We start from the raw sequence: 14196 nt of genomic DNA on the forward strand, positions 1-14196 counted from the left end.
GTTGATGATTAAAGTATACCTCACTGTGTGCGTATTTCAAAAAAACGCAATATCCCTTAGTTACTTACCGGAATACGCGCAGCCCAAGTAGCTGCCTGCAAGATCAGTTTACGTAGTGCTGGATGGCGGAAGGATGGCTCATGATGCCCCGGCATAAGGAACACTACTCGTCCTAAACCATAGCTGTGGCACCATGCAGCTGGAAGCCATTGCCCCTCCGATTCATACTGAAGAAGAATAGTCCGATCTGTGAACGGATCAAATTCGAAATGATAAGGCTCCTCATCCAGCTGGAAGTCTTCAACACCCTCAGTAATGTCATGCTCTAGCACCTTAAAATTCATTGGCTCGTAAGCGGTGTGACCATTAAAGCGTCCACCGATCAGCTGAGCTAGTTCGTTACGCTTCGTCAATGAAGCACCTGTATGAAGAACAATCAGTCCTCCACCACCGCTCACATAGCTGAGTAGGCCAGCGGTTTGCTGAGGAGATACAGTTTCATTCCATAATTCGTTGTAGGCAATGCATAAGTCATAACTTCCTAAATGCTCAATGCGCATCATTTTTTTATTTTCTGAACACTGAACGGTTAATAAATCATTTAAGATCTCGCTAATTTGTTGGTCCACTCCTTGAAGTGGATGGAAACGGGGATGGGTATAATCACCAAGTAACAGACATTTTCTTTTGTCCATGGGGATCCTCCTCCTTATTCATTGTTATTATTCATCACATGTTGCCTATATTCTAAGGAAAACTGCTGCGAATGTCCATGCAGATGGCAGGTTTACTACTCTTAAGGCATCCTCTTCCGGGTAAAAAAGCATCCCCACCCATTGAATCCGGCGGGAATGCTTCTGAATAGTAACGTAAATCTTGTAAAGCTTCCGCACACTGTGGTCTAGCGATTCGCCGCCACATATTTGCCCAACTCTACAATCATGCTTCCCATCCGTTCATGCTCAGGCATGATGATACGTTGTAGGCCCTCTTCTTTTAGAGCCTCAGAGGTAATACGCCCTACAGAAACAGCAAGCACTTTATCCTCGAAAGACCTCAGCATCTCCTCCAGCTTGCCCTGTTCCCGAGCAAATTGAGAGAGGAAACGAAATTGTGGCGCACTTGTAAAAGCCACGGCATCAATCTTACCTTCTATGATTTCTGTAAGCAATCTTTCAAGCTCACCCGGTTCTGGTAGAGTATGACGATACGGCAGCACTTGGCGGGTATTCGCCCCAGCCTCCTGCAGCCATGTGAGCATACGAGGAGCTGGATCGCCGTGCAGCTGCAGTACGACCTCCTTGCCCTGCAAATCCAGAGATTGAAGCCCACGAATCAATCCGATCGTACTTCCGTCGTCGTCACGAACCTCCGGCGTAAGTCCTCTTTTTTTCAAAGCATTCACTGTCTTATAACCCCGTGCAGCAATAATAGAACCAGAAAGGACCTCTAAGAAACGCTCAGCGATATTAAGGCGTTCAGCCGTTTGGAAGAGAGCATCCAGTCCCATGCCTGTGGTAAGGATCACCAAATAAGGTGGATGGCTGATCCATGAATTCAATCCTTCCTCCAATGCCTCATCATCAAGAAAGACAGTACCTTGAGCAGGTCGACATAACGCCGTCCCCCCCATATTTTGCACCAACTTGGCCATCTCTTCCGATTTGCGCGGGCCCGCCAAGGCGACCGTGAACCCTTTCAGTTGCTCTGCCATGTACTATTATCTCTCCTCTCTCCGTTGCCTAACCCAACATTATTGTTTATCAGTATACTTGCAAAGGGCTGCAAAAGGGAAGATAAAAGCATCGTTTTCCTATATGAAATATATATTATTACTAGGAAGAGTGTATTTTAAAGCTACTCACAAGCTTTTGCAGTTCCTCCGCAAGACGGCTAAGGTCGGTAGACGAAGACGCCATCTCTTCAACAGAAGCGAGCTGCTCTTGCGCTGCCGTCGCGATGGTCTCTGTATTCACAGCCGCTTCTTCAGAGATGCCACGAATCTCTCCTATAGCCTTCTCCATGTGATCTGATTCCACCAATAAGGTCTGTACAGCCCCACCCATTGCCTCAATCTTCTCTGCGGCACTCTTGACCGCTCTACGGATACGGGAGAAGGAACGTCCGGAAGTATCCACGGCCTCTATCCCTTCGGTTACGCGCTGCTTTGTGTCCTCCATCGTATGAGTCACCAGCGTCATCTCACTATTAATGGCGGTAATCTGCTCTGCAATCAAATGCGCTGATCTCTCTGATTCCTCTGCCAGCTTACGCACTTCAGCAGCGACAACGGCAAATCCACGGCCATGCTCTCCAGCTCTGGCCGCCTCAATAGAAGCATTGAGAGCTAACAGATTGGTCTGACGGGCAATCCCTGTGATTACGCCGACAATGCCCTCAATTTGACCGGTTCTTTCGTTCAGCTTGTCGATTACACTGCCAAGCTCTCCCACCGTTCTATCGATACCATTGATCTTATCCACCACGCTGATGACGGAATCATTTCCTTCCGAAGCAGAGAGTGAAGTCTTGTCCATCATCGCAGACACCTGCTCCATATATACGGAAATATGATCCACTTCGCTTGTCGTCGCCGCTGTACTTTCCATTCCTTTGCGTACACCGATCACCTGCCGTTCCGTCCCTGCCGCTACCTCCTGAATCGCTATCGTCATTTGTTCGATCGTTTGGGCATTCTGCTCCGCACTGGCAGTCAGCTCTTCGGCTGAAGAGGAGACATTACTCGTCATCTCCTGCACACCTATGATCATCTCGCGCAGGCTGAGCACCATTAATTGAAAGTTCTCGGCTAGCATGCCAATTTCATCTTTGCGGAAAGCCCCCATGTCTTCGGACAGATCCCCTTTGGCTATCACGGCAGTTGCTTTCCGCAAACGGATCAGAGGCTTCAAGATAGATTGAATATTAAAATAGATTACGATCAATGCAAGCAGAACGGAAGCTACAATTACAAGCAGCGCTGTATTGCGGATTCCACTCGTTACTGAAGTCACTTCATCTATGCTTATCGTGCCTCCGATTCTCCAGCCCGTAAGCTCATTTACCATAAACGTCATCTTTTTGTGCGTACCCTTGTAGACATAATCAAAAGTACCTTGATCTTCCTCGAACATTTTCTTTATAAAGTCATCGGATGACTCCAGTCCAATAGCCTCTGTTGGATGAACAAGATATTTCTTGCTGTTATCCAGGATAATAATATATCCTTCCTTGCCCACCTTGGTCGCGGTCAATTCTCCTAATGCAGATAGATTGAGATTCAGGGTTATTACCCCGTCACCGCTCTTCAGGACCGTTGATATCGCGATCGCCGTTTCCTGATTCACAGTTTGAAAGGCCGGAGAAATCACAACACCTTTCCCGTGCTTCAGAGAATTAATATAGGCACTTTCCTGCCTGGGATCATAGCCTTCGGGCAGCTTGGCTTCCGAAGCATGGATCGATCGCCCTCTGCTTGTACTAACATAAATATCTAGCACATCAGGATGTAGCACAGCATATTCCTTTAATCTGTCCTTCATAGAAGCTACCGTCTCTCCATTTGCCTCACTGTTGGTCCCCTCAGCGGTGAACTCAGCAGCAAAATAAGAAATAGCATCTATTTTCGATTGAATATTCGAGTTGATGATTGCATCTACTGCCTCAACACTTTCGGTAGCATTGTTCACCAGTTGATCTTCCACTTCATGGCTAGCAGATTGATAGGTTCGCCAACCGATAATGATACTGGGCAACAGTAGAACTAATAGGTATGTCAGAATTAATTTGGCTCGGATACTCATACCTGCTTTTTTGTTCATAGATGTCATCACACTCTCTCTCTTCGAGTCTTAAAGAAGGACTTATTTACCAGACTTACTATATAATTATATATCCTCCTTTGGAACCGATTTTCCTCCTATCTTTCTTCATTTTTCTCATCATTCTTAAAAATTGTCATATAAACGCAACAAAAAGACCGCCTCAAAGAGAGCGATCTACTCAAATAAGCCTATTTCTTATCATTACCGTAGCAAAAGGCTCCGGTTCTTTCATCCTAGTTCACGTTCTTATTCTTGCAGTTCGGGCAGACGCCTCCGAATACCACATGAGCATGACCAATGGTATAACCTGTATCCTTGGCCACTGTGTTCATCCAGTCTCGTGGAACTTGGTTCATTACCTCATCAACCGCACCGCAAACCTCGCAAATGATATGCTGATGATCATCCATGCGGGCATCATATCTGCTGGCAGCCTCACCAAGCTTAAGCTCACGAATCATTTGTTTATCTGAAAGATAACGAAGAGAGTTATATACAGTACCGTATGCTAAGCTATGACCTTGTTCTACTAGCCGGTTCATTACTTCCGCAGCAGTGGGATGGTCATGTGAATTAAGGACGATATCGTAAACGGCTTGACGTTGGGAAGTCAAATTTAGACTTTTCATTGCTATCATCCTCTAACTTGTTTTTAGATCAAGTATAAATCGTGAAGGTAAGAACGTCAATCCCACTTTTATCCACTCATTACTTTCTCAGTTACTTAATCAATCCTGAATATTTGATGTTAACATCAGCTTTGACCTGAAAATCGAGCCCGGCATAGAGCCCCTTCCACACTTCCATTTCGGTATCATTATTAAAATGTCTAGCTCCATAGTGCAGCCCCCACCCAAAAGGATCCAAACCGCTCGTATGAATTTTTTTCAGTAATGCTAAGATATCATCTTCCAATTCTTTCTCGCCAGCTGCCTGAATTTTTTTCAACTTGCTATGTGTCACCAAATCCGGGCTGCTACTCTCTTCGAGGATCCCTTTAATCTTAATATGGTATCGAATAGTAGCTTTTCCGCTCTTCGTATTTAGTATCTTGTAGTCCGAGGATGATCTCTCTGTGTAATACTGATACATGACCCCCTCAATATGGGCTGGCAAATTGGTCCGTAAGTTGGAGCGCGACAGCAGATTGTATAGCCGGGTTTCGTTCGGTGTAAGCACCATCTTGATTTTCTCGCTATCCAGTAGGGCGATTTTATCAATTAAGAACTCGCTCTTCCCTTTGGCCTCGATAATCGGCAAAATCGGATCAATACCCTTCTCATAAATATTTCTCATCAGCTGAAAGGAATACACACTAGCAATAAATGGAGATTCCGTTCCCTGACCACTCATCGCCAGAATAAGAGAATTCGATGGGATACGCTCCGATTCGGGTCGTACCTGCAGCACTTGAAGTGCCTCCGGACGCCCGACTGCAAAATTTACAATAAGCTGGACATCTCTGCGCCGCACCGCCCAATCCATAACATGCTGAATATCTCTGCGTGCGATCCCTTCCCCCAAAATAATCGATTTACAATGGGAATAATCAAGCTCCTTCTCCACTCTGGATTTCATTCTACGCAGCGCTTCTGAAATACTTGGGGACTCTTCGGTTAATATCTGCATCTTCTCATCAATCTTGGTAACATCCCCCTGAGGGATAGCAAGTTTCAAACTGATCTTGAAAGCCCCTTCTTCTTCACCAGGGTCAACACCGATCGCAAGGACGAATATCCGTAAATCAATTTCTTTGAAGTCACAGCCGGCAAGGAGTAGCAGTAATACAATTCCTATTGCACTAAGTGCTTTTCTCACAACCTCTGCCTCCTTACTTTGCGATAACAATAAAACAGCAGAGCGATTAAGAACATCTCACCAAACCAGCGGATCTGTAGAAACCAAATGCCCAACACGTTGAGCTGATATTGATCCATCCAAATTAAGGAGAGGACCAGTCCGCTAAACAAGCACAGGATGAGCCACTCTTTCCACTGCTCTGCCTTCTGGGATTTTTTTTTCGTAGATGAAATAGCACCTTTGAATAACCCTAACCCTACATGCCAATGAACAATTACACTCACCAGAGATAAAGTCATGTAGGCAAAATAAAAAATAAACAACATCCGTTCAATAATAAAGGATTCTATCCGGATACTGTCTGCCGTCGAGAACCACGTATATACATGTCTCTCAATCGCAACAGTACCGAAATAACCGATAGGGACCAAAAAGGTTACGAGAAGTACGAGAAGTCCTTCCACCCCTAAAATCCAAACATGCTTTAGCTTTAGCCCATGAAATACCCGATTAAATATGGCTAGATTAATATAACCACTAAAAGAAAAGGTAGCTGCCGAAAGACTCATCAAATCCGGCTTATGCCAGATGTATGTAGTAATCTGCAGAACAGAATCCCAATTGAAGTCCGGATTGGTCAACGCCTTTACGATGCCATAGACAATTAACGGTAATGTAACGAAAAGAATGATTTCAAGACCATACAAAAGTGATAGTGAATCAAAGCGACAGCAGATGCAGACCAATATCAGAAAGCCGATCACGACAGTATATGGGCTTGAATTCGGACTGACATATCGCAGTGTAATATCTACAAAGGAAAGCAAGGTAACCCCCCCAGCCACACACCATAACCCCGCAAAAAACACTAGTAAGGGTTTGACTAGCAGCTTAGGAAGAAGAGGGGTAAATATTTCCGGAAACCCCTTTCCAGGAAATTTAGCAATCAATACAGTAAATATATAGACAAACAAAGTGCCAAGGACCGTTGCAATTAGTATGGAGAACAAAGCACCGTCAAAGCGTCTGTCTATTAGTTCCCTAGGAACAAAATTAATGATGTTGATCAAGCTGTTCATCAGAAAAAGACAGTAGAAATAACGGCTTTTGGCCATCAATGTTCCCCGCCCTTCTTCTTACCAAGGTTATCAAGAAAAAACAATCTGAAATAAGGTTGTCCAAAGCTACGCTGATTGCATAAATACATCGCGAATCCCACAACACAGACCACTACACCAACCATTCCTAGAACAGCGGCAGCTATAAGAAAAATGTACTTCAGCACGCGTATTGACAAGCTCATCATATTCAGAGGAATCAGAAAATTGGATATCGCAACGGCAGAGACCAATATAATCATAATATTACCTACAAGCCCTGCCGCCGTAGCTGCCTGACCTAAGATTAGACCTCCGACCGTCGTGGCCGTAGGACCAATCGCTTTGGGCAGCCGTAAACTCGCCTCGGTCAGAAATTCCATCATCATAAGCATTAAGAGCACTTCCACAAAAGATGGATAAGGCACGGTCGCGCGACTACCCGAAATGAGTAGTGCAACCTGCACACGAATAATCTCTGGGTTATACGAGGTAAGTGTTACATAGATCGCAGGCAGCCATAACGTCATGCACACACCGATAATTCGGAGTAGCTTTAAGAAACGGCCCACAATAGGAAATTGGATCTTATCATCCATGGATGTAAAAAAATCGTTAAATATGGAGGGCAACACTATCGCATATCCCGTTGTATCCAGGAGTATCGCTACTTTTCCTTCAGACAAATTAAACACAACTCTATCAGGTCTTTCAGTAATAATAGACTTAGGGAGTATTCTCAATTTATCACTGCTTATAAACTTCTCAAGTTCTCCCGTAGCCTGTAAAATATCAACCTTTAGGGTATTCATCTTCTCCCTTAATTCCGCTAATACATTATGATCAACACGACTGATGTCGTATAGGATGGCCACTTTTGTTTTGGAGACATCACCGATGATCATGGTTTCCATTTTGAGATTAGTGGATTGATAGCGACGGCGAATCATGTTCAGATTAACCGCAATATCCTCCGTTAGTGCATCTGAAGGTCCCTGTGAAATGCTTTCTGCAGACGTTTCACTAACACCACTGCTCTCTGTACTCATCGCGTCAAAAAAACAAATCACATCATTTATGCTAAGAAGAACGTAGCCACTAAGCAAAAGATCGATCGCCATTTCCTTCGTAGTCTCCTCTTCCGTGCCCGGATACGTCGTAATGTAATCAAGGTAAGCGTTAGTATCCCCCATCTCATAGAACGGCGTAATCACATGGCGACTGAGCGTCTGCGAATCTGTAACGCTTTTAATATAAATTAAGTTGATCTGCCCAAAAGGTGCAACGAGCGTTCTATCAATTAAATCGGCAAATCCGTCCAACTCACCCTTGATCCATTCCAGAGAAACATTGTGCTTATCCTGTTGAACTGACATGGATCATCCCTCCTATTTATCCTGCGCTTCCCGGATGCCACCTTATTTTGGCACTATTTCTCTGAATTCATGCACTGCACATATGAATACAGAGTTTCTTTTAACGGGACTGTGGTAATAAATGAAATGAGCATTGTACAGATGGAGGGATAATAAGATGGATCCACACCGTAAAATAACGCAAGGTCTTCCGCAATTTCCAGAATCAATATGGCGTGACACTACAGATTTACCGACCTTTCCAAAGCTGAATGAAGATATTTCGACAGATGTCGCTGTGGTGGGCGGCGGTATTACAGGGATTACAACAGCCTATCTCTTAAGCAAAGCCGGATACAAAGTCGCACTCTTGGAAGCAGGGGAAATCCTCAGCGGTACTACGGGTTTTACAAGCGCCAAGATCTCCACTCAGCACGGATTAATCTATCATCATTTGCTGAAACATTTTGGGGCGGAGAATGCGCGGCTCTATTATCAATCGAACAATGAGGCTATGAATTGGATCTTAAATACGGCTGAGGAACTGGAAGTGTCTTGTGGCATGAAACGTGAAGCGGCCTATTTATACGCAGATGCTGAAGATCATAAAACGCTTAAACAGTTGGAAGAAGAGTATCAAGCCTATGAACAATTAGGCCTGCCCGGTGAATGGCTGGATAACGTCTCTATCCCTCTGATGGCGAGCGGTGCGATTAAATTACCAGGACAAGCTCGCTTTCACCCCCTGCAATATCTGAAGGCCTTATTGAAGGTTATCGTGGAAAAAGGTGGCATGATCTATGAGCATACGATGATGGCGGACAAGGTGGAGAAGAACGATACGCTTACGCTTTTTACGGAAAAGAATGACTTCCGTATCACCTGCCGTTACGCTGTGTCAGCTTCTCATTTCCCCTTCTACGACGGAGGTGCGTTATATTTCTCGCGACTGCATGCTGAACGTTCCTACTGTCTGGCGATCCAGCCTGAAACGGATTTTGAGGGTGGAATGTATTTAAGCGCCAGCGAACCAACCCGTTCTCTGCGTGCAGTGGAGTGGGAAGGCCAGAATCTGGTTATCGTCGGGGGTGAGAATCATAAGACGGGCCAAGGCATTTGCACGATAGGTCATTATGAGAATCTGGAGCTGTTCGCAGGCCACTTGCTGGGCATCAAATCGATCCCTTACCGCTGGTCAGCACAGGATTTAATTACGCTGGACAAGGTCCCCTACATCGGCAAGATTTCGGAGAATAAAGAGATTTATATCGCTACCGGATTCGGAAAATGGGGCATGACAAGCGGTACCTTATCCGCTCAAATTATCTCCGATCAGATTCAGCGTAAGGATAATCCATACACAGAGCTATACGATCCATCCCGCTTCAAAGCTGGCGCCAGCCTAAAAAGCTTCTTCGTCCAAAATGCCAATGTGGCAAAAGAGCTTGTAGCGGGCAAAGTAGAAATCGTCCATAAAAAGACAAGTGATTTGAAGGCAGACGAAGGGGCTGTTGTCTTCCATGACGGTAAACGTGTGGGAGCTTATAAGGATCCGGAAGGGACGCTTCATCTGGTAGACAGAACCTGTACACATATGGGCTGTGAATGCGAATGGAACGACGGCGACCGTTCTTGGGATTGCCCTTGCCACGGCTCCCGTTTCTCCTATGATGGAGAAGTCTTAGAGGGACCCGCATCCGTGCCGCTGACGAAGCTTTACGAATAAATCATTTCATTCGAGGAAACAAATGATGGATTCATGGAAAATAACATCGCTATATATGGAAATTTTCAAATCGTTTCCTTCGGCGATTGTGAATGCTCTATAGCATTCAGGTATAATAGGACATGAACGAAGCATTAGCTTCAAAAATGTTTAAAGGAGCGTGACGTTAGAGATGGATTTGAGAGGAAAGAGTGTTGTGATTACTGGTGCAGGCAAAGGGATCGGCAAAGCCTTAGCCATGGCACTAGCTAAGGAAGGTGCTAATTTGGGCCTGATCTCCAGAACTTCAGGCGATCTCGAAGCGTTAAAATCAGCCTTAATGGAAGTATACGACGTGAAAGTCAGCGTCGCCGTAGCAGATATTGCTGTACGCGAAGAAGCTGAACGTGCGGTTGCTTACCTGCAAAACGAGCTAGGAACATTTGACGCATTAATCAACAATGCCGGAATTGCAAAATTCGGCACTTTAGTAGAAATGGACCCTGCCGATTGGGAAAGTCATATCCAAGTCAATCTTTACGGTACGTATTATGTAACTCGCGCTGCACTGCCAGCTATGATTGAGAAAAATGGTGGAAATATCATCAATATCTCTTCTACCGCTGGAGAACGCGGTTTCGCGACAGGCTCGGCTTACTGCGCATCCAAGTTCGCACTGATGGGCATGACCGAAGCTCTCGCACAAGAGGTACGTAAGCACAACATCCGCGTCGTAGCCTTGACTCCAAGCACTGTTAACACCGGATTAGCTTCAAACGCTGGACTTAAGATCGGTGACGAAGACCGCATGATGCAGCCTGAGGATGTAGCTGAATTGGCTTTAACAGCCTTGAAGCTGCCGGATCGTGTCTTCCTAAAAACAGCTGGACTCTGGACCACCAATCCGCAATAAAAACGAGCAGCTGGTTCTACGCCATGCTCTGATTGCACTTGTTCAGGAGAATGCGGCTGGATGTAGGAGGAAGAAGCTTGGATTGTTTTGTTGCAATTTGTGATCGATAATCCCTCAGGCTCTAACTCCTCTCGATGCTCTGATTGCACTTTGTGCAATAGAATGTCTCTGGTGGCGGCTAAAACTTGGTTTGATTGCACTTTGTGCAATCAAACTGGGGAAAAACACTACTTTAGGCGATTTAACCTTAATTCAATTGTACAGAGTGCAACAGAATACCTTTTGTAGACTAGTTCCTGGCTATTCTGTTGCACATTTTGCAATCAAACTTCACTTTCATCACCAGAGTAGGCAACTGGGGTTTAGGTACTTATTTAATTGTTAGTAATAATAATATTGTGGTGCTTATATTCTTCTTATAGTTGTGATTGGTACTTATAGTTACGATAAGTAATTGTAGTTAAGGGCCGTTACATCGAGCTCTAGTCACTACTAGGCGTTCGAGTAGCAATAGTTGCACTTTGTACATCTATTCAGCGTAATTAGAGGATCCTTCACACTTTAATTGCACTCTGTGCAACTAAAAGCAGGCAATTCTCGACCATTCGCCAGATTCATCTAATTTAGTTGCAGAGAATACACTTATCGTCTTCGTTTCTAACGAACCAGAACTTTTAAGTGTATAAAGTGCAATTATTTATTCAGCCTAATGTTTATGTATGGATATCACACTACTGAACGGAGGTTTACCTAATATGCTAGTAGTAACAAATACCATTAAAGTTAAAGAAGGTCATGGTGAAGCCATCGCTCAACGTTTCGGAGGAAATAATAGTGTACAGGATATGCCAGGATTCGTCCGCATGGAGGTTTGGCAAGGAAGTGCCAAAGAAGGTGTTGAGGAATTAAAAATCTGTACCATGTGGGAGAATGAGGAGGCATTTAAAGGCTGGACATCCAGTGAATCCTTCCGTCAATCACACCGCGGTGCTGGTGGAAATGAAGCCATTCTTGGTGCTTCGATCGACAAATATAAGCTGATGATCAGCCGAACACCCGGCACTAGCAATTAAGTGTAGAGATTGGACAACTAGTCCCGCAAGCTATTCGCATAACTTGCGTCTATGTGATATAGACCGGTCATACAATTAACAGAAGTACGACCGCCACGACAATAAAAACAGGGATGCCCTAAGCCAATATGGCTTTGAGACATCCCTGTTTATTTTACAGTGTGTCGCTTATTGCTCACTACCACGAGGCAGAGCTTCCTCCACCTCTTGATGTTTCCCCGGCCAGAATGCCCATCGACCAAAAAGTGTCGTAATAGCGGGCACAAGGAACGGACGTACTACGAAGGTATCAAGTAGAATACCTAGAGCGGTGATGATACCAAATTGCACAAGCACCTGAATCGGTAAGCTAGCTAATACAGCAAAAGTACCTGCCAGAATGAGGCCCGCAGAGGTAATTACCGAGCTGGTCTCATTCACGCCTTCCGCGATGGCCTGCTTAAGCGGCATGGTCTTACGTTTTTTCCAAATATTCGAGATCATAAAGATGTTGTAATCTTCTCCAAGCGCCACTAGGAATACAAAGGAATAGAGCGGAATCGCTCCCTGAATGGCATCTGCCCCCATCACATAGTGAATGATAATCCAGCCTAAGCCAAGTGCAGAGAAGAAGGAGAGAATGACCGTTCCGACCAGATAAATAGTCGCCACTATCGAACGCAGATATATCAACAACAGCAACGTGATCAATCCAATAACAACAGGAATAATCAGATCGGTGTCACGATCTCCGATTTTTTTGGTATCATACTGCGTCGCTGTCTGACCACTTACCCACACATGATCTGAAGGATTCTCTACCCCTACATCAATCAGCGCTTGCTCTGCTGTTGCTAGAAGGGCTGGAATATGCCCCATCGCTTCAAGTGAATAAGGATTGTTCTTAAATTCGATATCATAACCCAGAATATCCTTGTTCACAGCGCCCTGCTGCGGATCGGAAACCGTGTCTACATACGTGAGCCCTCCGAGAATGACTTTAAGATCCTCTCCACTCGCTTGCCCCTTAGTATCAATAATCAGTTTAGCGGGTGCTAGTTCTCCCGGAGAAAACTGCTTACCGATGAGGTCGAACCCTTCGCGGGACTCCATATTTTTAGGAAAAGAAGAGAGGATATCATACGTAAACTTGATTCCACTAGAGAATGAAGCCAGAATCCCCAGTCCGATGATAGTCACTCCTACGATAGCCCAAGGCCTGGAAACTACAAATCCGCCAATCCCTTTTTTATGGGAGACTTTGGGTTCTGGAGCTGGTTTTCCTTTAGCCTTAGCCCGTTCAACCTCCATTTGCGGCGTGCGCGGAATGAATGGGAAGAACGAGGTCCGTCCGAAGATCGCCAACAGTGCTGGTACAAGCGTTAAGCTAGCAATCCCCATAATGAAAATCGACACGCTGAATGGGATGGCAAACCGATGGTAAGCTCCATACTTGGCCAGTAATAACGCGAACAGTGCAAGCACAACGGTGAAACCACTCATAGCGATAGCTCCTGAAGAATCGGTAATGGAACGAAGCAGAGCACGACTTTTGCTTTGCTCTATCTTCAGAAGCTGACGGAATCGCGAAATCAGGAACAAACAATAGTCCGTACCCGCACCGAACAACAGGACCGTCATGATGGAAACTGCCTGCGAGTCTACGGTGATCCAGCCTTCTTGCGCCATTTTCCCAAGAATCGGGCTAGTTACACCATAAGCGAATCCAACAGCAATAAGCGGAATAAATGCCAAGATAGGCGAACGATAAATCACCAATAAAAACACCAGCACAAGCATAACCGTAGCAATTAGCAAGGAAACGTCTGCGTTCTGGAACAGGCCAGTAGCATCAATAGAGATACCCACCGGACCCGTAACACGTAAACTCAGCTCTTTGTCATCTACCTTAGCAGCGGAGGGGTCTCCACCCGTCTCCGTGTTTATGATCTTCTTCATTTCTGTCACAGCTTCGCCGAGCTGATCACTATCTGCCGTTTTATCAAAAAGCACTGGGGTTACCAGCGTACTAAGATCCTCAGATAACGAGGCTTGTAGTGCCTGTGGCGGCAGCTGTCCTAATGGAGGAACAAAATTCTGATGGGGTAACGGTTGCTGCTCCAACTTCTTGTACACAGCAGTGATATGTACTAAATCATCTTGTGAAAGCCCGCCTTCCCTATGCCATACGAGCAGCGCAGGCACTCCACTTCCACTAGGGAATTCTTGTTCTGCAATAGCTGCTGCCTGTACCGATTGTGCATCATCTGGGAGGTTAGGCGCATTGTTAGCAACCTGAGAATTCACTGCAGGCCATAACAGGGTAAGTGCACCTACCAGTACTATCCATACGAGAAGAGTAACCCACTTCGTCTTTTTTCCTGCCACCCATTTACCGTAGCCTGACATTCCCTTCATCCTCTCTTTTACCTTCCCGCCTTAAAAATGAG

The 14196-nt window shown here is 45.2% G+C and carries 11 protein-coding genes; 3 read left to right on the plus strand and 8 right to left on the minus strand.

Features of this window, described 5'->3' with window-relative positions:
* Positions 1–56 precede the first annotated feature (56 nt).
* The 7 genes from MKY99_RS28700 to MKY99_RS28730 all read right to left on the minus strand — a co-directional run bounded on the left by MKY99_RS28700 (position 57) and on the right by MKY99_RS28730 (position 8097).
* Positions 57–695, minus strand: a complete 639-nt coding sequence (locus tag MKY99_RS28700; protein ID WP_042192549.1) for a ThuA domain-containing protein — start codon at positions 693–695, stop codon at positions 57–59.
* Between the two features lie 206 nt (positions 696–901).
* Positions 902–1714, minus strand: a complete 813-nt coding sequence (locus tag MKY99_RS28705; RefSeq protein WP_339267660.1) for a uroporphyrinogen-III synthase — start codon at positions 1712–1714, stop codon at positions 902–904.
* Positions 1715–1835: 121 nt separating this feature from the next.
* Positions 1836–3821: a methyl-accepting chemotaxis protein gene (locus tag MKY99_RS28710; protein WP_339267662.1), complete on the minus strand. Its 1986-nt coding sequence runs from the start codon at positions 3819–3821 to the stop codon at positions 1836–1838.
* Positions 3822–4057: 236 nt separating this feature from the next.
* Positions 4058–4453, minus strand: a complete 396-nt coding sequence (locus MKY99_RS28715; RefSeq protein ID WP_042131422.1) for a transcriptional repressor — start codon at positions 4451–4453, stop codon at positions 4058–4060.
* Positions 4454–4544: 91 nt separating this feature from the next.
* On the minus strand, positions 4545–5642 hold the full coding sequence (locus MKY99_RS28720; protein WP_339267664.1) for a Ger(x)C family spore germination protein: 1098 nt from the start codon (positions 5640–5642) through the stop codon (positions 4545–4547).
* Positions 5639–6739 (minus strand): GerAB/ArcD/ProY family transporter, encoded by a 1101-nt coding sequence (locus MKY99_RS28725; RefSeq protein WP_042194655.1) that lies wholly within the window; start codon positions 6737–6739, stop codon positions 5639–5641. Before MKY99_RS28725 ends, MKY99_RS28720 begins: the two co-directional genes overlap by 4 nt.
* Positions 6739–8097 carry a spore germination protein gene (locus MKY99_RS28730; protein WP_339267665.1) on the minus strand — a complete coding sequence of 453 codons (1359 nt, stop codon included), beginning with the start codon at positions 8095–8097 and terminating at the stop codon, positions 6739–6741. Before MKY99_RS28730 ends, MKY99_RS28725 begins: the two co-directional genes overlap by 1 nt.
* 157 nt (positions 8098–8254) lie before the next feature.
* Here MKY99_RS28730 and MKY99_RS28735 point away from each other — a divergent pair, with 157 nt between their 5' ends.
* From MKY99_RS28735 to MKY99_RS28745, 3 genes are all read left to right on the plus strand, one after another.
* On the plus strand, positions 8255–9802 hold the full coding sequence (locus tag MKY99_RS28735) for an FAD-dependent oxidoreductase (protein WP_339267667.1): 1548 nt from the start codon (positions 8255–8257) through the stop codon (positions 9800–9802).
* Positions 9803–9974: 172 nt separating this feature from the next.
* On the plus strand, positions 9975–10694 hold the full coding sequence (locus tag MKY99_RS28740; RefSeq protein WP_042192563.1) for a 3-ketoacyl-ACP reductase: 720 nt from the start codon (positions 9975–9977) through the stop codon (positions 10692–10694).
* A gap of 755 nt (positions 10695–11449) precedes the next feature.
* Positions 11450–11767 (plus strand): antibiotic biosynthesis monooxygenase, encoded by a 318-nt coding sequence (locus tag MKY99_RS28745; protein ID WP_339267669.1) that lies wholly within the window; start codon positions 11450–11452, stop codon positions 11765–11767.
* 168 nt (positions 11768–11935) lie between these two features.
* On the opposite strand, the gene MKY99_RS28750 is transcribed toward MKY99_RS28745, so the two are convergent.
* A complete protein-coding gene (locus tag MKY99_RS28750) occupies positions 11936–14164 on the minus strand; it encodes an MMPL family transporter (protein ID WP_339267671.1) in 2229 nt (742 codons plus the stop codon).
* Positions 14165–14196 lie beyond the last annotated feature (32 nt).

Origin of the sequence: Paenibacillus sp. FSL R5-0470 (assembly GCF_037975205.1) — a bacterium.
Taxonomy (GTDB): Bacteria; Bacillota; Bacilli; order Paenibacillales; family Paenibacillaceae; genus Paenibacillus_AQ.

Excerpts from the sequence above, each read along its gene's own strand:
- MKY99_RS28705 (WP_339267660.1), bottom strand. The coding sequence starts at position 1,714 with ATGGCAGAGCAACTGAAAGGGTTCACGGTCGCCTTGGCGGGCCCGCGC.
- MKY99_RS28740 (WP_042192563.1), top strand. The coding sequence starts at position 9,975 with ATGGATTTGAGAGGAAAGAGTGTTGTGATTACTGGTGCAGGCAAAGGG.
- MKY99_RS28735 (WP_339267667.1), top strand. The coding sequence starts at position 8,255 with ATGGATCCACACCGTAAAATAACGCAAGGTCTTCCGCAATTTCCAGAA.
- MKY99_RS28715 (WP_042131422.1), bottom strand. The coding sequence starts at position 4,453 with ATGAAAAGTCTAAATTTGACTTCCCAACGTCAAGCCGTTTACGATATC.
- MKY99_RS28725 (WP_042194655.1), bottom strand. The coding sequence starts at position 6,739 with ATGGCCAAAAGCCGTTATTTCTACTGTCTTTTTCTGATGAACAGCTTG.
- MKY99_RS28700 (WP_042192549.1), bottom strand. The coding sequence starts at position 695 with ATGGACAAAAGAAAATGTCTGTTACTTGGTGATTATACCCATCCCCGT.
- MKY99_RS28750 (WP_339267671.1), bottom strand. The coding sequence starts at position 14,164 with ATGAAGGGAATGTCAGGCTACGGTAAATGGGTGGCAGGAAAAAAGACG.
- MKY99_RS28745 (WP_339267669.1), top strand. The coding sequence starts at position 11,450 with ATGCTAGTAGTAACAAATACCATTAAAGTTAAAGAAGGTCATGGTGAA.
- MKY99_RS28730 (WP_339267665.1), bottom strand. The coding sequence starts at position 8,097 with ATGTCAGTTCAACAGGATAAGCACAATGTTTCTCTGGAATGGATCAAG.
- MKY99_RS28710 (WP_339267662.1), bottom strand. The coding sequence starts at position 3,821 with ATGAACAAAAAAGCAGGTATGAGTATCCGAGCCAAATTAATTCTGACA.